Genomic DNA, 20,829 nt, shown 5'->3' on the forward strand with positions numbered 1-20,829 from the left:
GGACGGCGGGTGGACCGCATTCAGTGTCGCACAGGTAGCTAGCCGAGCTAGATAGATGATGGGTGTGATGTCGCCGGGATATCCTCGCCCGATGACCCGCCGCGAGCCGGACCAGACCCCGGAACCCGAGACACTGCCCGCGGTGTACAGCCTCGCGGCGAGCGACCCCGATGCCGAGCTGGTGGACCGCACGGGGCTCACGGAGCGGGATCTCGCCCAGATCGACGCGCTGATGGCAGCTCTCGCGCATCTTCGCGGCGCTGAGCAGAAGCTCGCCGATGCCTCCTTGCGTTACATGGAGCTGGGCGAGAGCGACATGCGGGCCCTGCACTTCCTCATCGCGTGCGAGAGCACGGGCACCCTCGCCACCCCCGGCGCCATCGCGCAGGCGCTCGAGATCTCGACCGCGTCGACGACCAAGCTGCTGGATCGTCTCGAGCGGGCCGGGCACATCCGTCGCCGCCGACATCCCACCGACCGTCGGGCGCTCGTGATCGGCATCGAACCCTCCACCCGGGCGGCGGCGATGCGCACCGTCGGCGCTCAGCAGGCCCGCCGGGTGCTCGCCGCAGGCCGCCTGCGGCCCGAGGAGCGCGACATCGTGATCGGCTTCCTCGAGGACATGGCGGAGGAGATCTCCGTCGACGGGCTCGACTGGGCTGCGGAGCCGGCGGAGCCGGGGGAGCCGGCGGAGCCGGGGGAGCCGGGGGACGCGGACGGGGGGCCCTGACCCCGCCGGAGGGTGCTGTGACGCCCCCTCGCGCCCTGGTGTGAGGATCCCGCCCGCGGCCCCGCATCGACCCCGTCCGACCGCTCGGTCGGATTGGTGACCTGCATTGGGACTTTCGCCCAGATCTCCCGGCGACGGGGGACTTGACGGGGTGCGACACGGGAGGTGAAGGTCGGCACACCGGCTCACCCTTGCCAGACGAGGCGATCTTCGCTATGAGGGCCGGGCATGGAGATCGGGATCGCCTTCCACCGTAGAGAGGTCTCCCATGGACACCACCGTCTTCGAAGCACACGAATCCACGATCCGCGGCTACTGCCGCAACTACCCCACGGTGTTCGCCTCGGCGTCCAATGCGCGCCAGGTCGACGAGGACGGCAGGTCGTACATCGACTTCTTCGCCGGGGCCGGGGTGCTCAACTTCGGGCACAACAACCCCCGCATGAAGGAGGCACTGATCGACTTCCTCCAAGCCGACGGCGTCGCGCACAGCCTGGACACCTACACCACCACCAAGCGGGACTTCGTCGCCCGCTTCCAGGAGGTGGTCCTGGCTCCGCGCGGCATGGATCACCGGATGCAGTTCATGGGCCCGACCGGCTCCAACGCGGTCGAAGCCGCCATGAAGCTCGCCCGGAAGGCCACCGGGCGCCGGGAGATCGTGGCCTTCAGCCACGGGTTCCACGGCATGACGCTGGGCTCCCTCGCCGCCACCGCCAACGATGCCTTCCGACAGTGGTCCGGGGTGCCGCTGGAGCACATCCACCGCCTGCCGTTCGAGACCGCGCCGGGCGGCGACACGGCCCTGGCGGAGTACCGGACGGCGCTCCAGGACCCCTCCAGCGGACTGCTGCCCCCGGCGGCGTTCCTGGTCGAACCAGTCCAGGCCGAGGGCGGTGTCAACGTCGCCAGCCGCGACTGGCTGCACGAGGTCCAGGACCTCGCCCGAGAGGTCGGCGCTCTGCTGATCTTCGACGACATCCAGGCCGGCATCGGCCGTACCGGCACCTACTTCTCCTTCGACGGCATGGGCCTCGACCCGGACATCATCACGCTGGCCAAGGGCCTGGGCGGGTTCGGCACCCCGATCGCCATGAACCTCAACAAGCCCGAGGTCGACGACCACTGGTCGCCCGGGGCGCACACGGGAACCTTCCGCGGCCAAGGGCTGTCCTTCGTCGCCGGCACGGTGGCGCTGGACTACTTCACCGACGAGTCCTTCCTCGCCGACGTCCTGGCCAAGGGGGAGCGGATGCGCGAACGCCTCACGGCGCTCGTGCGCGAGCACCCCGGACTGGGCTGGGAGGTCCGCGGCCGCGGCATGATCCAGGCGCTGGACACCGGGGACGGCGCCTTCGCCAAGCGCGTCCAGCAGACGGCCTTCGAGGCCGGTCTGCTGATCGGCCCGTGCGGGAGCGGGGGACGGGTGATCAAGCTGATCCCGCCGCTGACCATCCCCGAGGACGATCTCCTCCAGGGCCTCGACCTGCTCGAGCAGGCGATCCGTACGGCGCGGGAGGCGGACTGATGCGCCGCCGCGAGGACATGACCTTCCCGCCCGGGGAGTACGAGCGCCGGCTGCGGGAGCTGCGGGAGCGGATGGCCGGGCGCGAGCTGGACGCGGTGATCATCACCGATCCCGAGAACCTGATGTACCTCACGGACCATCAGACCACCGGCTACTCGTTCTTCCAGGCACTGATCGTCCCGCTCGAGGCCGAGCCGATGATGATCACACGCGCGATGGAGCAGTCCAACGTCCTCGAACGCACGTGGGTGGAGAGCTCACGGGCCTATCCGGACACCGGTGACGCCATCCTCGATCTGGTCAGTTCCCTGCGCGATCTGCGGCTGGGGGACGCCCGAGTGGGCTATGAGCGCAACAGCTACTACTTCCCGGCCTACCAGCAGGACCGCTTCCACGACGCCTTCGGCGAGGGTCTGGTGGACTGCTTCGGCATCGTCGAGGAGGGACGGATCCTCAAGTCGGCGGCCGAGATCTCGGTGATGCGGAGAGCGGCCCATGCGGCCGAGGCCGGGATGCGGGCGGGCCAGGAGGCGGCCGTGGTCGGTGCCACCGAGAACGATGTGGCGGCCGCGATCTCCTCGGCGATGTTCCGGGCCGGCGGGGAGTTCCCCGCGGTGATGCCCTACGTCGCCTCCGGACCGCGGACCATGATCGGCCACTCCACCTGGGAGGGGCGCACCATCGAACCCGGCGAGCACGTGTTCCTCGAGCTCGGCGGCTGCTACCGCAGGTACCACGCGGCCGTGATGCGCACCGTGGTCAACGGGGAGCTGAGCCCGTCGATGCACTCCGCGCAGGAGCTGATGAAGCATGCCCTGGCCGAGCTGCGCGGACTGATGCGACCGGGGGTGACCGTGGCCGAGGTCGACCGTCTCGTCCGCTCCGTCATCGAGAGCAACGACGTCGGCGCCCGGCTGGTCACCCGAGCCGGGTACTCGATCGGCATCGCCTTCCCTCCCTCCTGGGACGAGGGGTACATCCTCTCGCTGATGGACGGCGACGACCGGCCGCTGGAACCGGGGATGACCTTCCACGTCATCCCCTGGATGTGGGGCGTCGACGGCGACAAGACCGTCGGCATCTCCGACACCCTCCACGTCACCGAGGAGGGCTGCGAGTCGCTGTTCACTCTCGGCGAGGACTTCACCGTCCACGACGGCCGGATGCCCGGCCCAGTGACCGACCTGAACGCCCGCGCGAGCTGAGAGGAGCGATGCCATGAACATCGAGTCCACCGAGTCCACGGAGACCATCCGGACCGACCAGCGGGTCCTGACCGTCGTCGACCCGACCACCGAGAAGGTCGTCCGGGAGGTCCCCGCCGCCTCCTCCGCGGAGATCACGGCCGTGATCGATCGGGCCCAGAGCGCGTACGAGAGCTGGAGGGCGAGGAGCTTCGCCCAGCGGGCGGAGGTGCTGCGCGCCGTCGCCACCCATCTGCGCGAACACACCGAGGAGCTCGCGCCGGTGATGACCGAGGAGATGGGCAAGCCCATCACCGAGGCGCGGGGGGAGGTGGGCAAGGCCGCCTGGGCCGCTGAGCACTACGCCGAGCATGCCGAGGAGTACCTCGCCCCGCTGCATCTCCAGGCCGATGCCACCTCCTCCTACGTCCAGCACCTGCCGATCGGCCCGGTGCTGGGGATCCTGCCGTGGAACGCGCCCTTCTGGATCGCGTTCCGCTTCTGCGCCCCGGCGCTGATGGCCGGCAACACCTGCGTCATGAAGCACGATCCGCACGTGCCGGGCTGCGCGGAGGCGATCGAGGAGGCGTTCCGTGCCGCCGGGGCCCCGGAGGGGATCTTCCAGGCGGTCCAGGCGGTCACCGAGGACGTGGAGCAGATGATCCGCGATCCCCGTATCCGGGCCGTCAGCTTCACCGGCTCGGACCGGGCCGGCTCCGCGGTCGCGGCGACGGCGGCCTCGGAGATCAAGCCCGCGGTGCTCGAGCTGGGCGGTTCCGACCCGTGCATCGTGCTGGCCGACGCGGACCTCCGGAAGGCCGCTGACGTCACGGCGACCTCCCGCATCATCAACGCGGGTCAGTCCTGCATCGCAGCCAAGCGGGTGATCGTCGAGCGCTCGGTGCACGACGAGTTCGTGGAGCTGCTGCGCGAGCGCCTGGCGGCGCTCGTGGTCGGGGACCCGCGGGAGGAGAGCACGCAGGTGGGGCCCATCGCGCGGGCCGAGCTGCGCGAGAACCTCCACCGCCAGGTGACCACCTCGGTCGCGGCGGGGGCCACCTGCGTCCTCGGCGGCACGATGCCGGAGGGAGAGGGGTACTTCTACCCCGTCACCCTGCTCACCGACGTCGAGCCCGGCATGTCCGCGTGCACCGAGGAGACCTTCGGACCGGTCGCCGTGGTGATCGCCGCGGAGGACGGCGAGCACGCCCTCGCCCTGGCCAACGACACCCCCTTCGGGCTCGCGGCCAGCGTGTGGACGACCACGGAGCGCGGTGAGCAGATGGCGCCGCGCATCGAGGCCGGCCAGGTCGCGGTCAACGGCATCGTGAAGACGGACCCCCGGCTCCCCTCGGGCGGCATCAAGCGCTCCGGCTACGGCCGGGAGCTCGGCCCCCACGGCATCCGTGAGTTCGTCAATGCCCAGCAGGTGTGGGTGGGGCCGGCCGTCGGCTGACCCGTGCCGAGGCGGTGACCGAGCGGAATTTACGCAGCCGCAGGCTGTTGGAGACGACGAACACGCTGGACAGCGCCATCGCCGCACCGGCGAGCATGGGATTGAGCATGCCGAGGGCGGCGATCGGGATCGCGGCGACGTTGTAGCCGAAGGCCCAGAAGAGGTTGGTCTTGATCGTCCGCAGGGTCCGACGGGAGAGGCGGATCGCGTCGACGGCGTCGCGGAGGTCGCCGCGCACCAGGGTGATGTCCCCGGCCTCGATCGCGACGTCGGTGCCGGTCCCCATCGCGAGGCCGAGATCGGCGTGGGCGAGTGCCGGGGCGTCGTTGACGCCGTCGCCGATCATCGCGACGATCCGGCCCTCGGCCTGGAGACGGGCGATGACGTCGACTTTGTCCCGGGGGAGCACCTCGGCGAGGACCTCGTCGATGCCTACCTCGGTCGCGACCTGACGGGCGACGCCCTCATGGTCCCCGGTCAGCAGCACGGGGGTCAGGCCGAGCTGCTTCAGCTCCGCGACGGCCAGGGCGCTGGTGGGGCGGACGGTGTCGGCCACCATCAGCAGGCCGCGGGCACGACCGTCCCAGCCGATGACGACCGCGGTCCTGCCGTCGGCCTCCGCGGCGGCTCGGGCGGCGGCGGTCTGCGGGGACAGTGCCGCGCCCCGCTCGGCGAGCAGGGACGCGCGGCCGACGACGACCTCGCTCCCGTCCACCACGCCGCGCACACCCCTGCCCTCGAGCGTGCCGAACTGCTCGGGGTCGGGCAGGGTGCCGAGCTCCTCGGCCGCCCCCGCGGCGATCGCCCGGCCGAGAGGGTGTTCGGAGGCGTTCTCGAGGGCGCCGGCACGGCGCAGCAGCTCACCCCGGTCGGTGCCGGGCTCCGTGACGACATCCACCAGGGTCATCCGTCCGCTGGTGACAGTGCCGGTCTTGTCCAGCACGACGGTGTCGATCCTCCGAGTGCTCTCCAGCACCTCGGGGCCCTTGAGGAGGATGCCCAGCTGGGCGCCGCGGCCGCTGCCCACCAACAGCGCGGTCGGAGTGGCGAGGCCCAGGGCACAGGGGCAGGCGATGACGAGTACCGCGACCGCGGCGGAGAAGCCCGCCGTGGCCGGGAAGCCGGCGACGAACCAGGCGCCGAGGGTCACCACGGCGATCACGAGGACGATCGGCACGAAGACCGCGGAGATCCGGTCGGCGAGGCGCTGGACCTGGGCCTTGCCGGCCTGGGCTTCCTCGACGAGCTTCGCCATCCGGGCGAGCTGGGTGTCCGCGCCGACCCGGGTCGCGCGGACGACCAGGCGGCCTCCGTCGTTGACGGTGGCGCCGGTGACGTCATCACCCACGCCGGTCTCGACGGGGACAGACTCGCCGGTGAGCATCGAGGCGTCCACGGCGGAGGTACCCGCGACGACGGTGCCGTCGGTGGCGATCTTCTCGCCGGGACGGACCACGAACTCGTCGTTCACGGCGAGCTCCGACGTCGAGATCTTCACCTCGGCCCCGCCCCGGAGCACGGAGACCTCCTTCGCGCCGAGCTCGAGCAGGGCCCGCAGAGCGGCACCCGCTCGGCGTTTTGCTCGTTTCTCGACGTAGCGCCCGGCCAGGAGGAACATCGTCACGCCCGCGCCGACTTCGAGGTAGATGCTCGAGGCGCCGTCCGAGGGGGCGATGGTCAGCTCGAAGGGATGGGACATGCCGGGAGTGCCGGCCGTGCCGAGGAACAGGGCGTACAGCGACCACAGCAGGGAGGCGGAGGTGCCCAGGGAGATGAGGGTGTCCATCGTGGCGGCGCCGTTCCGGAGGCTGGTCCAGGCTGCCCGGTGGAAGGGCCAGGCGCCCCAGATGATCACCGGGGCGGCCAGCGTCAGGGAGAGCCATTGCCAGTAGGTGAACTGCAGCGCGGGGATCATCGACATCGCGATGACGGGAACGCTCAGCACCACCGCGCCGGTGAGGCGCTGTCGAAGGGCGGTCAGCTCGGGATCCTCCGCTGCGTCCGCGGGCTGCGCGCCGTGGCCCTCCACGGCCGGGGGAGTCGGCAGCGCGGCCGTGTACCCGGTCCGTTCGACCTCGGCGACCAGCAGCTGGGGGTCGTAGCCCGCCGGGACGGTGAGCGTCGCCTTCTCGGTGGCGTAGTTGACCGTCGCGGCGACCCCGTCGAGCTTGTTGAGCTTGCGCTCGATCCGGTTCGCGCAGGAGGCGCAGGTCATCCCGCCTATCTCCAGCTCGATGCCGGAAGCCGCCCTCGGCGGCGCCGAACTCATCGGGCCCGCACCGCCGCGTACCCGGCCTCCTCGACCGCGCCGAGGACCGTGGCGTCCTCGAGCTCGGCGGTGGCGCTGACGACGAGCTTCCCGGTCTGCGCGCTCACCTGGACGTCGGTGACGCCGGGGATCCCGCCCACCTCCTCGCGCACCGACATCTCGCAGTGCCCGCAGGTCATGCCCGTCACCTCGTACTCGTGCGCCGCCATCGGCTCCTCCTTCGTCGGGGATACCCTCGGTGGGTACCGCGTCCTGGAGGAACCGTATACCCCTGAGGGGTATATTTGGAAGGCGTCGGAACCACAGAAAAGCGGGAGCGCCGGGTCGGTGACCCAGCGCTCCCGCTCTGACCTGCATTTCTCTCGGTCGGGCTGACAGGATTTGAACCTGCGACCCCATGACTCTGCGCCAATTAAGGTTTGATGCCCTGGTAGTGCGGAGAACGCGCAGGCAGTTGACGGTTTTGTGCGCTCGAGAACTTCACGGAGATTCCTGGGTGTGACCGCCAGATCCCGCCTCTTGCGGTCACCTTAGCGGTCACTTCTCGAAGATTCCGGCCGCCGCAGAGACCACAGCCTCGGTGCTCGTCACGGCCGTGTACCGCTGCCGGTTGACCGCCGCCGTGTGACCGAAGAGCCGGGTGCGGGTCGCCTCGGGAAGCACGTCGTACAGCAGCGTGTTGTTCGTGGTGCGCCAGGAATGCCCCCGCTCGTACTCGAACATTTCGATGTGGAGCTGCTCGGCGAGTTCCCGGTAGAGCGCCGCGAGCTTCCGATCGCGGTTGCGGGGGTCCCAGACCTTCGCTTGGTCGGTCGGCGAAGGGAAGAGCCACGGGCTCCCAGAATCCAGCCGCGTCGCGAGACGCTTACTGACCGCGGGAGCAAGGACCGGTACTGGACGGCCCGTACGCGTCTTCGTGGCATCCGGGGGCAGTTCGACGATGAAGGTGCTGGAGGCGTCCACGTGGCAGTCCTCCGTGGGCCTCATGCACAGCTCGGAGGTGCGCAGCCCCGTCGTCGCTTGCGCGAGCACGATGTCGATGCATGCGGCCCGCTCGATCACTCGTTGCTCCCGCGTCCACCGTCCGCGCTTCGGCGCTTCCACATCCTCCGGGTCGGCGGCGAGTAGGTATTCGATGGCCGCGCGGTACTGCTCCGCGGTCAGCGCCCGCCCGCCCCGCGAGTATGCCGGCTTCTTGGCCCCGGACAGGTCGAGGTCCAGATCCATGAGGGGGTTGTACTCGATCACCTCGTCCACGCGCAGCGGTGCGGCCAGGTACTTCTTCGCCACGGTCTTCGCATGCTTCGCGTTGACCGCACCGTGCAGTCTCCCGATCTCCTCCAGGCACGAGGTCAGGGCCCGGGGCCGCATCGCCTCTCGCAACGATAGACCGGCCAAAGTATGGGCGTGCTTGCATGCCTCGTCTCCGCACTCGCCGCGCAGTAGCCGGTAGGCCAGCTCGTAACGTCTCGTGGTGCTGTCGGCGAGACGCTCGGCACGAATAGCCGGGAGGGTGACCGTGTCCAGATAGTCGAGGGTCTTGCTGGTGCCCTTCCATCCACCGTCGACGGAACCACTCAATAGGTCTGCAGCCCTCGCTCTCGCTCGAGCCCTGACCTTGCCCTTCGCCGGGGACTGATGCGCAGGTAGGTGTCACGTGATCTGTGGCGCTGAGGAGCGTTGCAGGGAAGGATGTGCACCATGCCTGCTCCCTACCCCCAGGAGTTCCGGGACGACGTCGTCCGCGTCGCGAGGAACCGTGAACCTGGTCAGAAGCTCGCCGTGATCGCGAAGGACTTCGGGATCTCCGAGTCGTGCCTGACGAACTGGATGCGTCAGGCTGACGTCGAAGACGGTGCCCGGCCCGGGAAAACTCGGGAGGAATCGACCGAGCTGCGCGATCTGCGTCGCCGGAACCGGCTGCTCGAGCAGGAGAACGAGGTCCTGCGCCGCGCGGCCGCCTACCTGTCCCAAGCGAACCTGCCGGGAAAAGGTTCTACCCGCTCGTGAGCGAGCTCGCCGCAGACGGCATTCCCGTCGCGGTGTCCCTGCGGGTCCTGAAGCTCTCCCGCCAGCCCTACTACCGCTGGTTGCACCAGCAGGTCACTGCAGCTGAGCTGACCGAGGCCTATCGAGCCAATGCCCTGCTGGATGCCCATCGCGACGATCCGGAGTTCGGCTACCGCTTCTTGGCCGGCGAAGCCGCAGCAGCAGGCGTAGAGATGTGTGAGCGCACGGCGTGGAGGATCTGCCGGGACAACCAATGGTGGTCCGTATTCGGGAAGAAGCGCGGCAAGAATGGAAAGCGGCCCGGTCCACCGGTCCACGATGACCTCGTGAAGCGCGAATTCACCGCCGACGACGCCAACGAACTCTGGCTCACCGACATCACCGAGCACTGGACCGACGAGGGGAAGCTCTATCTCTGCGCTATCAAGGACGTCTTCTCCGGCCGGATCGTGGGCTACTCCATGGACTCCCGAATGAAGGCTCGCCTCGCAGTGAACGCCCTGGGCAACGCGGTATCGCGGCGCCGAGATGCGGCTGGCTGCATCGTGCATTCCGACAGAGGTTCGCAGTTCAGAGCAAAGAAATTCGTCCATGCTCTGAACCGCCACCACCTCATCGGCTCGATGGGCCAGGTCGGTGCCGCCGGTGACAACGCCGCCATGGAGTCCTTCTTCGCCCTGCTCCAGAAGAACGTCCTGGACCGCAAGCGCTGGCAGACCAGAGAAGAGCTGCGGACCGCGATCATCACCTGGATCGAACGCACCTACCACCGCCGACGCCGGCAGGCCCGACTGGGTCGATTGACCCCCATCGAGTACGAGACCATCATGAACCCGACCGTCAGTCTGGCGGCCTAACCCCAGCTGACACCTGATCGCGCATCAGTCCCCTCACGTCGAGGTCGAGGCGACCTGGGGTGTCTACCAGCGCATGATCGCCGCCTATCGCCACGAGGACCGGCAACGTGGCCGCGAGCTCATGGAGAAGCTGATCACCGACCTCAGCGCCGGCGTCCCCAAGGTGCTCACCGAGCTCACCACCCTGGGCCGGACCCTGAAGAAGCGAGCCGCTGACGTGCTCGCCTACTTCGAACGACCCGGCACCAGCAACGGGCCGACCGAGGCGCTCAACGGACGGCTCGAACACCTGCGCGGCTCCGCACTCGGGTTCCGCAACCTGACCAACTACATCGCCCGAAGCCTGCTCGAGACCGGCGGCTTCAGACCCCAACTTCTACACCCCCGATTGGGATGAGCCAGCAAAGCACCGACCATATGTGCCCGTGGAGCCGTATCGGAAGGCAGAAGCCCAAGCAGAATGAGACCGATCGCGGCAGAGGCGACGGAACCACACAGTGCGATTCCCCAGCTACGCCGGAGGATCGTGACAGCGCATCCCAGTGCCGTGCCCGCCGCGAGAAGTCCGATATTGAAAGCCGTGGCGCGAGGGGAGCAAATCCACCGCCCATCCGCTGTGAAGCAGTCACTGGCATCAAGATCGCTGATCATGCTCAGAGGCCACACGTACTCGACCCCCGGAGCGGACAACGCCCAAACCACTGTGCCCGCGAAGATAACGAGCGCCCCCAGCAGCAGCATCGCTCCGAGGAAGCGCGAGGAGTGGCCGAATGCCGCGAAGGCGAGTGATGCTTTGTGCATTGCGTTCCTACCCGTCTTCTCCGCGGTCCGAGAGCTCGGCGTCCGCATCTTCGGCCGTGGAGAGCTCGTTCAGACGTAGGCGAGCCCGTCTCTCCCGTTCAGGGAGGGTGAGGTCCCACCAGGGGACTCCCCGTTCGCCCAGGCCTTCCTTGGCGAGCTTCACGCGGTCGCGAGCTCGTTCGCGCTCATCACCTCCGGTGTTCCGCACAGCAGCTCGAGCGCGCCCGAGCGCCGACAGCAACGCCGCCGTCGTCTCGTCGGCAAGCAGCGGGTCAGCTGCGCGCCAGCGCCGACCACCGACCACGATGTATCGGCCATCGAGGGTACGTTCCATCGCGTCCTCAATTCTCCGGCTGGAGGGCGTAAACCTCGGGAGCAGGGAACGCATCGAGGTACGGATAGACGTCGAGGTCGTCCCGCCCCCGAGAGTGGTTCGGGCACTCGAGGACCGGCAAACCGGACGAGTCCCACGCTACCTCCGGCTCCCGGCCTGCCACCACCGCCGTGCACTGACGACGGGCTCATGCCGAGAGGGCCCCGCAGTGCTCGCCGCGATCGTCAAGGCGCAAGCCACCGGCCGGAAGCCGAACGGAGGGAGCGGTGCGGCGGGGCTGTGAGCTCGGACCGCGCGAGCACTTCTCCGCGGTCCTGGTCGCCGGCGAGTTCGGATTCGGGGGAAGCTGATTGGCGCCGATACTCGAGGACCGGAGCGGGCGCGCGTCTGAGGACGGAGCGCGAGACGGTCCCGTCTTCCACGCCCGTGAGGCGCTGGACTGGTGGCGGGTTGAGCATATCGATCGCGGTCGATGCGTGAGCTTCCGAGCCGAGATGCTTGAACGGCGGGGCTTGGGTCGAGTCACGCTGTACTCCATCGCGGGGGAGCGCGATTCCATGCGATCGTGTTCCTCGACGGCTAGGAGCTTCATTGCCGCCGCACGATCACTGAGCAGTCAGCCAGGCCTCTCTCCGCACCGGTGAGGGGGAGGCTCGCACGGGTGGAGAGGAAGAACACTGTGAGACGCTTTCTGCGCGACCTCCCGGCACTGCTGAGGAGACCTGAAACTGTCACCGATCTGTTGCAGATCGCGAAGGGTGTGCTCGCCGGCACCGCCGCATGGGCGCTGTCAATATTCGTCCTGGATTCACAGCTGCCGTTCCTGGCCCCGTGGACCGCCCTGCTGACGGTCCACGCGACCGTTCACCGCTCGTTGTCACGGGGTGCGCAGACCACTGTCGCCTCGGCGGTCGGGGTGCTCGTGTCCTTCGTCATCGGTGCCTGGCTCGGGGTGAGCGTGTGGACGTTCGCTTTGGCTCTCCTGGTCGGTCTCCTGGGTTCGCGGATCTCTTGGATACGGGATGAAGGAGTCGCGATCGCCACCACCGCGATCTTCCTCCTCGGCAGCGGTTTCGACAGCCAGCAGCCCCTGCTCCTGGACCGCATGATCGAGGTGGCCCTCGGCGTCGCCGTCGGCGTTGGCGTCAATCTCCTGATCATCCCACCGCTGCGAGACCAGCAGGCGGCGCGCTATGTCGACAGCATCAATCGCCGCATGGGCGACGTGCTGATCAACATGGCGGACGAGTTCTCGACGTCCTGGGACACCGATCAAGCCGAAGCGTGGTTCCGCGAGACCGAGTCGATGAGCGAAGAGCTCGACTCCGCGTGGCAGACGGTGCGGTTCGCGCGCGAGAGCGAGCGCGTGAATCCGAGATCGGGCCTGCGGCGTCGACGCGGGTCCGGCCGGAACGGGTCCTCCACCGTCCCGGCCGAGGAGGCGTCGTACGAGAACATTCTCGCCCGGGTCGACGAGGGCATCTCGCATCTCCGGCATCTGACCCGCACCCTGCGCGAGGCCACCCACCTCGACGGTGACTGGGACGCCCGCTTCCGTAAGGGCTGGGTGAGGATCGTGCGGGATGCGGGGCATGCGATGGCCGACCCGGACGCCGAGGTGGAACCGATCTTCGATCGACTCTCGGACCTCTCCGTCACCGTGGCGCGAGAGGCTCAGCTGCCGCGGGAGTCCTGGCCGCTGTACGGGTCCTTGATCACCAGCATGCGCCACATCGCGGTCATCGTGGACGACGTCGCCTCGGCCCGCGAGGCGCGCGAGGGCGCGGCGGCGAATCCGCGTGACCAGTAGGTCTCACGGGCCGGCCGGGGAAGCGTCGGCGCCGAACGACAGCTCGAGGCCGCGCAGCCGGTATCCCGCCACGAGGTCGTCCCACCCGAGCGACGGCTCGGCCAGGATCGTCGGCTGCTGCGCGAGCACACGGGTCAGGAGCGTGTCGGTCTCGAGCAGGGCGAGGGAGCTGCCTGGGCAGCGGTGGGTGCCGTCCCCGAAGCTCAGTCCCGATGCGCTGACTCCGCGGGGCAGAGGCCGGCCCGGGCAGAGCTCCAGCGGTGCGGCGCCGACGCTCGCGGGGTCCGCGTTGGCGGCCCGGACGTCGATGTCGACGAGGTCTCCGGGGGCCAGGTGGTGCTCGAGGCCTTCGTCGCGGACGGTGAGGGGGCCGCGGACCCGGCGGCACAGGTGACCGACAACGGGCTCGAGGCGGATGATCTCCTGGAGAATGCCGAGGCGCTCGTCCTGGTCGGCGGCGAGGTACCGCTCGCGCAGCGGAGCGTCCTCGAGCGCAGGACCTCCGCGCCTGGCAACAGGGCAGCACCGGGATCGATCTGGTTGATGCGGGAATGCGGGAGCTATGGACCACGGGCTGGATGCACAATCGGGTACGCCTGGTCACCGCCTCGTTCCTGACCAAGAATCTTCGCCTGCACTGGCGCCTCGGTGAGGAGTGGTTCTGGGACACCCTGGTCGACGCCGACGAAGCCTCCAACCCCTTCAATTGGCAGTGGGTCGCTGGAACCGGAGACGACGCCGCCCCCTACTTCCGCATCATCAATCCCGGACGACAGCAGGAACGTTTCGACCCCGACGGCTCCTACGTGCACCGGTGGGTCCCCGAGGCGACTGAGCCCTCGCGGGACGCGCAACGCCCGATCGCCGACCTGCGCAGCTCGCGCGAAGAGGCCCTTGCCGCCTTCGCCGCGATCCGTCGATCAAGCAACGAGTCCTCAGCTGGAGAAGCCTGATACGTAGAACGAGAGCGCTGTACAGATGTTGCCCGCACAGCCAATTATGGGTCGCGGTGCCGAGAAATGACTTCCAACTGTGAGGAGGTACCAGCTTGCCCTGACGGGCAGCCGTGGTGCAGCGGCGCGTCGAGGCGTACGTGCGAGACGACCCGGTGGACGCCCCGTGCGGGCGCAGAGCAGTCGACGCCTCGGCAGCTGAGGGCGGCGCGGCGGCACTGCCGCAGTTCTCCGCCACGTGGGAGCTCCGACGGGAGGGACATCCTTGCGTGGGCCAGGCGGCCTGACCGGTCGTGAGTCGGGGTGGCGAGAGGGCAAGGCGGAGACTCGGGCCCTTGCCGCCAGCCGGTCCCGTTCTGTCCTCGCCAGGTGCGCTCCTGGTCACGTGCAGCACTCGAAGGTCGATCGCCTTCTTGGTGGTGGTCGCGGGTTTCGGGCGGTCTGCAGCTGGCACGACCCTAGCGGTCACCCCAGCGGTCACATTGCTGCCGAATAAGACAACGCCCTGGCGAGAAACTTGTTCTCACCAGGGCGTTCGTCGGGCTGACAGGATTTGAACCTGCGACCCCATGACCCCCAGTCATGTGCGCTACCAAGCTGCGCCACAGCCCGAGATCCTCCGTCGCCGGAGGGCCGTGGAACACAGTACCCCGGCCACCACCTCCCGAGCGAATCGGAACGGGCGTGACCTGCGGCACCCTCCTCCGGCAGGTCGCACAGCGACCCCACAGGTGCCCCTGGGGCGAGCCATGGCAAGCGGCCCTAGCGTCGTCGACGTCCCCGACAGGAAGCAGGAACGACCATGTACGAGCAGACCGACGATTCCCAGGACCCCCGGCTCGAGCGGGAGCCCGACGGCATCCTCTCCTACGAGGGTCGGGCCCTCGCCCACCCGGAGGAACCCCTCGCCGACCAGGGTCTCGCCTTCGATGTCGGCACGATCGTCTCGCGCCGCGGCGCGCTGGTGGCCCTCGCGGCCGGCTCGGCGGCGTTCGGGCTCGCGGCCTGCGTCGGCGACGAGGAGACCGCGGCGAGCGAGGATGGCGGTGACGGGTCGACCGCGGACGGAGAGATCCCCGAGGAGACCAACGGCCCCTACCCGGCCGACGGCACCAACGGGGTGAACGTCCTGACCGAGGCCGACGTCGTGCGCGGCGACATCACCTCGAGCTTCGGGTCCGGCTCCGCCACCGCGAGCGGGGTCCCCATGACCCTCACGCTCCAGCTGACGGACCTCTCCGCCGAGGGTGCGCCCTACGAGGGCGTCGCCGTCTACGTCTGGCACTGCACCGGGGACGGCCTGTACTCGCTGTACTCCGAGGAACTCGAGGAGGAGAACTTCCTGCGCGGTGTCCAGGTCGCCGGCGCCGACGGCGCCGTCACCTTCACCAGCATCTATCCGGGTTGCTATGCCGGGCGCTGGCCGCATGTCCACTTCGAGGTCTACCCGGACGCCGACACTCTCACCAGCGTCGATGACCTGCTCGCCACGTCACAGGTCGCGATGCCGCAGGACGTGTGCGAGACGGTGTACGCGACGGACGGCTACGACGGCTCCGCCGAGAACCTCGCGGCGATCACCCTCGAGTCCGACAACGTCTTCGGCGACGACGGCGGCGAACTCCAGCTGGCCACCGCCGAGGGCAACGCGACGTCCGGGTACACCGTGACGCTCTCGGTCGCGATCGATCCCACCACGACGCCCACGATGACCGCCGCTGGAGGCGGCGCACCGCCCGTGGGGGGCGAGCCGCCCGCCGGCGGGCCGGGTGGGGCGTCCGACGGCGGGGGCTCCCTGGTGGGCAACTCCCTCGTCGGCTCCCGCTGAGCGGGGAGGTTCGCGGGGCTCCGCGGGTCGCAGCGGCTGCGGGTGCGAGCGGCGCTAGTGTGCTGATATGCCTGCTCCGACGCGGTCGACGCCCCACGGGGAGACCCCGTACTCGCCGTCCTCGCTGCTGCGTGCTCTGACCGCGAACCCCTACGACGTCGACGCCCTGCGCGAGGACGACCCGCTCGCCGAGGCCGCGCCGCCGGACAACCGGCCCATGCGCACCCTCACCCTGCTGCTGGCCCTCGCGCTGGGCTTCGTCGTCGCCGTCGCGGTCACCGACCTCCGGCGGGACGCCGCCGGGGACGACGACCCGCGGGCCCTGCTCGAGCAGGAGGTGCTCGAGGCCCGCGGTGAGCTGGACGAGCTCGAGAGCCGGCAGGAGGGTCTCGAGGGTCAGATCGCCGATGCCCAGGCCGTGGTCCTGGACAGCACCGATGCCGACGCCTCCGAACGGCTGCGCGCCTACGAGGCCGCCGGCGCGGGGTCGGCCCGGACCGGTCCCGGTGTCGTCCTCACCGTCGAGGACTCCGCCCCGCTGCCGGCCAGCCCCGGCGTCAGCGAGGGGACCGTCAACCGCGTCACCGACGACGACCTGCAGATCGCCGTGAACGGGCTCTGGGCCGCCGGCGCCGAGGCCATCGCCGTCAACGGCCAGCGACTCAGTGCCACCAGCGCGATCCGTACCGCCGGCTCCGCGGTGCTGGTGGATTTCCGGCCCCTGTCCCCGCCCTACGAGATCACGGCGCTCGGGGACCCGGAGGAGCTGCGCGCGGCCGTCGACGCGGGGGAGAGCGGCGACTACCTCTCCGGGATCTCCGCCCGCTTCGGCATCCGCCACTCCTGGGGCAGCGCCCAGGACCTGACCGTCCCCGCCCGGCCCGTCGGCACCCTGCGCGAGGCCTCCGAGCTCGAGGCCCCGCGTGAGAGCACCCCCGAGACCTCCCCCTCCACCGCACCCGCCAGCGACCCCGCCACCGGCGGGGCGCGGAAGGAGACCGAATGATCGCCCTCATCGGCTTGGCCGTCGGCATCGGACTGGGCATCGTCGTCCAGCCCGATGTGCCCGCCGTGCTCCAGCCCTATCTCCCGATCGCCGTCGTCGCAGCCCTGGACACCCTGGCCGGAGGACTGCGCGCGAGCCTCGACGGGGCGTTCGACGCCCACGTCTTCATCACCTCGTTCCTGTTCAACGTCCTGATCGCGGCCTTCCTGGTGTTCCTCGGTGATCAGCTGGGGGTGGGGGCCCAGCTGTCCACCGCCGTGATCGTCGTGCTCGGGATCCGGATCTTCTCCAACGCCGCCGCGATCCGACGCCTGCTGTTCCGGTCATGAGCGACGGCACCCGCACCCCGGAGAGCCGCACGGCACAGAAGATCGTCTGGCGACGGCTGCGCGAGACCCTGCGCCCCCAGCCCACCTGGACCCAACTGATCGTGGGCCTGCTGTGCCTGCTGCTGGGCGTGTCCATCGCTGCCCAGGTGCGGCAGACGGACGACTCCCTCGACGGCGCCTCCCAGCAGGAGCTGGTGCGGCTCCTCGACGAGTCGGGACGGCACTCCGCCGATCTGGAGGTCGAGGTCGCCGAGCTCGATCGCACCCTCGAGGCGCTGCGCTCCGGCCAGGAGGACGACGTCGCCGCGCGCAACGCCGCCGAGGAGCGCCTGGCGACGCTCGAGATCGTCGCCGGGACCACCCCCGCGCACGGTCGCGGGATCGTGGTCTCGATCGCGGACCCCGACGGCGGCGTCCGCTCCTCGACCCTGCTCGGCGTCATCCAGGAGCTGCGCAACGCCGGCGCCGAGGTGATCCAGATCGATGACGTGCGCGTGGTCGCCTCGAGCTCCGTCACCACCGCCGCGGACGGGCGGCTGATGGTGGACGGCGCCGCCGTCGCCGCCCCGTACACGATCCGCGCGATCGGCGACCCGGAGGTCATGGAACCCGCTCTGCGGATCCCCGGCGGAGCTGCGGACTCCGTGGCCGGGGACGGCGGGACGCTCGCGGTGGCGGTCGAGCAGGAGGTGCAGATCGAGGCGACGGCGGAGCTCGAGGAGCCGGTGCACTCGCAAGTGGTCAAGTGATCGTCAAATCCTGCTCTGCGGGACGTCGAAGGGGCGCGTCCCCTGCCCTCCTCGTGCGAGGATGGACAGGCGGGATCGTGTTCACCCACGGAGCAGGATCCGTCGCCGGCCAGGAAGGGGTGCGGAGTGTCCGGGAACACCGAGTGGAACGACGACAATCTCGATCACACGTCGAAGCTGAGCGCCATCTCGCCCAGCGACCCGGTCGAGGACTCGGAGTCCGGCCTCTCGTCGCAGGACCGTCGGGCGATCGAGAACCTCCCCCCGCGCAGCGCTCTGCTGATCGTGCGGAAGGGGCCGAACCTCGGTGCGCGCTTCCTGCTGGATTCCGAGACCACCATCGCCGGTCGCCACCCGGGCAGCGAGATCTTCCTCGACGACGTCACGGTCTCCCGCAAGCACGCCGCCTTCGTGCGCGAGGGGGACAGCTTCCTCGTGCGCGACCTGGGCTCCCTCAACGGCACCTACGTGGGCAAGGACCGGGTCGACGAGGTGCGCCTCCAGCCCGGTCAGGACGTGCAGATCGGCAAGTACCGGCTGACGTACCACCCCTTCCACGGGACGGACTGACCGGATGCCGGCCTCCGCAGCGCGCAGGCCGAACTCGTCCGGGGCCGCACGGCTGAGCATCGGGCAGGTGCTCGGGAGCCTGCGGGACGAGTTCCCCGACCTGGCGCACTCCAAGCTCCACTATCTCGAGTCCGAGGGTCTGATCACGCCCGAGCGCACCCCTGCCGGGTATCGCAAGTACTCGCGCGAGGACGTCGACCGCCTGCTGTTCGTGCTGCGGGCGCAGCGGGACCGCTTCTGGCCGCTCAAGGTCATCAAGGAGCACCTGCTCGAGCACGGCGTGGACTCCGAGGTCACCTCGATCGCCTCCCGCCCCGGCCCCACCTCCTCTCCGCAGCCGGTGCGTCTGGACCGGCGCGGACTCGCCCGCCAGGCCGCCGTCGAGGAGGACTTCCTCGCCGAGCTCGAGCAGTACGGGCTGCTGGCCGAGGGGCTCCTGTTCTACGGGTCCGCCGAGCTGGAGATCGTCATCTCGGCCCGGGACCTGGCCGACGAGGGGCTGCATCCCCGTCACCTGGTGATGCTGCGCACCTCGGCGGAGCGGGAGGCCCACATGATCCGCTCCGTCGCCAAGCCGCGCTCGCGGGGCGGGGACGCGGTGGCCCGCGGCGAGGCCGAGGACTTCGCCCGCGACCTGGGGGAGTCCATGGTCACCTTGCATTCCGCGGTGCTGCGCGCCAAGCTCCGGGAGACCTGAGCACCGCTGATCCGACTCCGTTCGGCGCTCCGGATCGGCTCCTCGGCGCAATCGATCCGTGATCTTCGGGCGGCGCGTTGCTGTCTCCGGGAGGGTGGTTCGGGCTAGTCTGGGCGAGTGCTCTCGTCCTTCCCCGTCGGAGAGCCGGAATCCGGAGGTAGCCGTGAACGCCACTCCTGGCGATGATCGCACTGAGCAGTCGACCGTGCCCGCCGAGCCCGCGCAGGGCGTCCTGTTCGATGACGTCGTGGACGCTCCCGGGGAGCTCGGATACCGTGGTCCGGCCGCCTGCAAGGCCGCCGGCATCACCTACCGTCAGCTGGATTACTGGGCCCGCACCGGCCTGGTCCTGCCGGGCGTCCGCGGCGCCAGCGGCTCCGGCAGCCAGCGCCTGTACGGCTTCCGGGACATCCTCGTCCTCAAGGTCGTCAAGCGTCTCCTCGACACCGGCGTCTCCCTGCAGCAGATCCGTGTCGCCGTCAGCGCGCTGCGTGAGCGCGGCATCGACGACCTCGCCGGCATCACCCTGATGAGCGACGGCGCCTCCGTCTACGAGTGCACCTCCGCGGAGGACGTCTTCGACCTGGTCCAGGGCGGTCAGGGCGTCTTCGGCATCGCCGTGGGCCGAGTGTGGCGCGAGGTCGAGAACGACCTCGCCGTGCTGCCCGGTGTGGACCCGGCCGACGACGCGGCCCTCGCCCTGCAGGACGAGCTCGCCGCGCGCCGCCGCTCTCGCCAGGCCGGCTGAACCGTCGCTGAACCAGAAGAACGGCGGGTCCCGGGAAGGGGCCCGCCGTTCTCTGTATGTCTCTGTATGTCTCTGTAATTCTCTGTTCAGCTCAGGAGTGCTGGCGTGAGGCCAGCACCGTCTTCAGCAGGGCGTCGAAGTCCGCGGTGAGCCGCTTGCCGGAGGCGCCCTCGTACCGGTGCAGAGGAACGGCGCCGCCCTGGGCCTGCTGCAAGCCCACGCGCTCCTCGATGACCGGCTCGAGGACCGCCTCGCCGAAGAGGTCCCGCAGCTCGGCCAGGCGGTACTGGTGCTCGACGGAACGGGGGCGGTAGCGGTTGACGACCAGGCCCAGCGGCTGCAGGCGGGGCGCGATGCCGTCCTCGTGCATCTCGGCGGAGAGCTTCAGCGCGCGATCCGCCGCCGTCACCGCGAAGAAGCCCGGCTCGGCGACGACGAGGGAGCGGTCCGAGGCGGCGAGCGCCATCTGGGTGAGGCCGTTCAGGGACGGCGGACAGTCGATGAGCACCAGGTCGTACTGGTGGCTGCGCTTCTCGAGCGCCTCACGCAGCCGGCGCACGTCGCGCGGATCGGGCGTGGGGGAGTCCATCAGCGAGGAGCGGCTCGACCCGGGGATCACATCGAGGTGCGAGGCGGCCTCGGAGGACCACGGCGCCGGCACGATGGAACGGTCGATCGTCTCCGTGCGGGGGGAGGAGAGCACCTCGGCGATGTCCACCGTGCTCGCGGGCTCCCCCAGCAGCCCCAGGGTGGAGTCGCCCTGCGGATCGAGGTCGATGACGAGGGCGTTCACCTCCTGATGGAGGGCGGCAGAAGCCAGGCCCAAGGTCACCGACGTCTTGCCGACGCCGCCCTTCAGGGAACACACACTCACGATGAACACGGGGGGAGTCTACCGACCGGACCCTGATCACCGGGTCCGCCACGGGCGGTAACCTGCGTGAATCATGTCCGGGACCGGTGCTGAGGG

Annotated in this window: 19 protein-coding genes, 1 tRNA gene and 3 pseudogenes; 15 read left to right on the plus strand and 8 right to left on the minus strand. The window is 69.7% G+C overall.

The genetic code is table 11. The features are described 5' to 3' along the window. The first annotated feature begins 91 nt into the window (after nucleotides 1–91). The 4 genes from JOF43_RS13545 (at nucleotide 92) to JOF43_RS13560 (ending at nucleotide 4,898) form a co-directional block, all read left to right on the plus strand. The gene (locus JOF43_RS13545) at nucleotides 92–730 is read left to right on the plus strand and encodes a MarR family winged helix-turn-helix transcriptional regulator (RefSeq protein ID WP_209902798.1); all 639 of its coding nucleotides are present in this window, start codon (nucleotides 92–94) and stop codon (nucleotides 728–730) included. Between the two features lie 268 nt (nucleotides 731–998). After that, the gene (locus JOF43_RS13550; RefSeq protein ID WP_209902800.1) at nucleotides 999–2,258 is read left to right on the plus strand and encodes an aspartate aminotransferase family protein; all 1,260 of its coding nucleotides are present in this window, start codon (nucleotides 999–1,001) and stop codon (nucleotides 2,256–2,258) included. Next, the gene (doeA, locus tag JOF43_RS13555; protein WP_209902802.1) at nucleotides 2,258–3,463 is read left to right on the plus strand and encodes an ectoine hydrolase; all 1,206 of its coding nucleotides are present in this window, start codon (nucleotides 2,258–2,260) and stop codon (nucleotides 3,461–3,463) included. The genes JOF43_RS13550 and doeA overlap by 1 nt, the downstream gene beginning before the upstream one ends. 13 nt (nucleotides 3,464–3,476) lie before the next feature. Then, entirely contained in the window at nucleotides 3,477–4,898 is a 1,422-nt protein-coding gene (locus JOF43_RS13560; RefSeq protein WP_209902804.1) for an NAD-dependent succinate-semialdehyde dehydrogenase, read from the plus strand. On the opposite strand, the gene JOF43_RS13565 is transcribed toward JOF43_RS13560, so the two are convergent. From JOF43_RS13565 to JOF43_RS13575, 3 genes are all read right to left on the minus strand, one after another. Beyond that, nucleotides 4,858–7,167: a heavy metal translocating P-type ATPase gene (locus JOF43_RS13565; RefSeq protein ID WP_209902805.1), complete on the minus strand. Its 2,310-nt coding sequence runs from the start codon at nucleotides 7,165–7,167 to the stop codon at nucleotides 4,858–4,860. The genes JOF43_RS13560 and JOF43_RS13565 overlap by 41 nt on opposite strands. Next, nucleotides 7,164–7,376, minus strand: coding sequence for a heavy-metal-associated domain-containing protein (locus tag JOF43_RS13570; protein ID WP_209902807.1), 213 nt, complete (start codon nucleotides 7,374–7,376; stop codon nucleotides 7,164–7,166). Before JOF43_RS13570 ends, JOF43_RS13565 begins: the two co-directional genes overlap by 4 nt. Nucleotides 7,377–7,704: 328 nt before the next feature. After that, entirely contained in the window at nucleotides 7,705–8,748 is a 1,044-nt protein-coding gene (locus tag JOF43_RS13575) for a site-specific integrase (protein ID WP_209902809.1), read from the minus strand. A 120-nt stretch (nucleotides 8,749–8,868) separates the two neighbouring features. On the opposite strand from JOF43_RS13575, the gene JOF43_RS13580 reads away from it, so the two are divergent. Together JOF43_RS13580 and JOF43_RS13585 are read left to right on the plus strand one after the other, a co-directional pair. Further along, nucleotides 8,869–10,034 (plus strand): IS3 family transposase gene (locus JOF43_RS13580; RefSeq protein WP_245353964.1). Its coding sequence is split into 2 segments (ribosomal slippage): nucleotides 8,869–9,153 and nucleotides 9,156–10,034, totalling 1,164 coding nucleotides; the frame shifts between segments, so codons are not numbered across the junction. 34 nt (nucleotides 10,035–10,068) lie between these two features. After that, nucleotides 10,069–10,431, plus strand: a pseudogene (locus JOF43_RS13585) (transposase); the annotation flags it as partial. Nucleotides 10,432–10,842: 411 nt separating this feature from the next. On the opposite strand, the gene JOF43_RS13590 reads toward JOF43_RS13585, so the two are convergent. Next, nucleotides 10,843–11,169, minus strand: a complete 327-nt coding sequence (locus JOF43_RS13590; RefSeq protein WP_209902810.1) for a biopolymer transporter Tol — start codon at nucleotides 11,167–11,169, stop codon at nucleotides 10,843–10,845. A 679-nt stretch (nucleotides 11,170–11,848) separates the two neighbouring features. Here JOF43_RS13590 and JOF43_RS13595 point away from each other — a divergent pair. Beyond that, nucleotides 11,849–12,979, plus strand: a complete 1,131-nt coding sequence (locus tag JOF43_RS13595) for an FUSC family protein (RefSeq protein WP_342592179.1) — start codon at nucleotides 11,849–11,851, stop codon at nucleotides 12,977–12,979. Between the two features lie 3 nt (nucleotides 12,980–12,982). Here the strand turns inward: JOF43_RS13595 and JOF43_RS23165 are convergent, their stop codons facing one another. Both JOF43_RS23165 and JOF43_RS23170 read right to left on the minus strand, forming a co-directional pair. Further along, entirely contained in the window at nucleotides 12,983–13,108 is a 126-nt protein-coding gene (locus JOF43_RS23165) for a hypothetical protein (RefSeq protein ID WP_342592180.1), read from the minus strand. Nucleotides 13,109–13,114: 6 nt separating this feature from the next. Continuing rightward, a pseudogene (locus JOF43_RS23170) lies at nucleotides 13,115–13,543 on the minus strand (cytochrome P450); the annotation flags it as partial. Between JOF43_RS23170 and JOF43_RS13605 the strand changes: the two are divergent. Beyond that, nucleotides 13,480–13,932 (plus strand): annotated as a pseudogene (locus JOF43_RS13605) (FAD-binding domain-containing protein); the annotation flags it as partial. The pseudogenes JOF43_RS23170 and JOF43_RS13605 sit on opposite strands and share 64 nt — an antisense overlap. Nucleotides 13,933–14,470: 538 nt before the next feature. Here JOF43_RS13605 and JOF43_RS13610 read toward each other — a convergent pair. Further along, a tRNA-Pro gene (locus JOF43_RS13610) sits at nucleotides 14,471–14,544 on the minus strand. A 190-nt stretch (nucleotides 14,545–14,734) separates the two neighbouring features. Between JOF43_RS13610 and JOF43_RS13615 the strand changes: the two genes are divergently transcribed. The 7 genes from JOF43_RS13615 to JOF43_RS13645 all read left to right on the plus strand — a co-directional run bounded on the left by JOF43_RS13615 (nucleotide 14,735) and on the right by JOF43_RS13645 (nucleotide 19,859). Then, entirely contained in the window at nucleotides 14,735–15,760 is a 1,026-nt protein-coding gene (locus tag JOF43_RS13615) for a dioxygenase family protein (protein WP_209902812.1), read from the plus strand. Between the two features lie 67 nt (nucleotides 15,761–15,827). Beyond that, nucleotides 15,828–16,766, plus strand: coding sequence for a DUF881 domain-containing protein (locus JOF43_RS13620; RefSeq protein WP_209902814.1), 939 nt, complete (start codon nucleotides 15,828–15,830; stop codon nucleotides 16,764–16,766). Continuing rightward, nucleotides 16,763–17,095, plus strand: coding sequence for a small basic family protein (locus JOF43_RS13625; RefSeq protein WP_209902816.1), 333 nt, complete (start codon nucleotides 16,763–16,765; stop codon nucleotides 17,093–17,095). Before JOF43_RS13620 ends, JOF43_RS13625 begins: the two co-directional genes overlap by 4 nt. After that, a complete protein-coding gene (locus JOF43_RS13630) occupies nucleotides 17,092–17,844 on the plus strand; it encodes a DUF881 domain-containing protein (protein ID WP_209902818.1) in 753 nt (250 codons plus the stop codon). Before JOF43_RS13625 ends, JOF43_RS13630 begins: the two co-directional genes overlap by 4 nt. A 126-nt stretch (nucleotides 17,845–17,970) precedes the next feature. Continuing rightward, nucleotides 17,971–18,414: an FHA domain-containing protein gene (locus JOF43_RS13635; RefSeq protein WP_209902820.1), complete on the plus strand. Its 444-nt coding sequence runs from the start codon at nucleotides 17,971–17,973 to the stop codon at nucleotides 18,412–18,414. 4 nt (nucleotides 18,415–18,418) lie between these two features. Continuing rightward, nucleotides 18,419–19,111, plus strand: a complete 693-nt coding sequence (gene ftsR, locus JOF43_RS13640; RefSeq protein WP_209902822.1) for a transcriptional regulator FtsR — start codon at nucleotides 18,419–18,421, stop codon at nucleotides 19,109–19,111. Between the two features lie 163 nt (nucleotides 19,112–19,274). After that, entirely contained in the window at nucleotides 19,275–19,859 is a 585-nt protein-coding gene (locus JOF43_RS13645) for a MerR family transcriptional regulator (protein ID WP_209902824.1), read from the plus strand. Between the two features lie 91 nt (nucleotides 19,860–19,950). Here the strand turns inward: JOF43_RS13645 and JOF43_RS13650 are convergent, their stop codons facing one another. Further along, entirely contained in the window at nucleotides 19,951–20,742 is a 792-nt protein-coding gene (locus JOF43_RS13650; RefSeq protein WP_209902826.1) for a ParA family protein, read from the minus strand. Nucleotides 20,743–20,829 lie beyond the last annotated feature (87 nt).

Source organism: Brachybacterium sacelli, from assembly GCF_017876545.1.
Lineage (GTDB): Bacteria > Actinomycetota > Actinomycetes > Actinomycetales > Dermabacteraceae > Brachybacterium > Brachybacterium sacelli.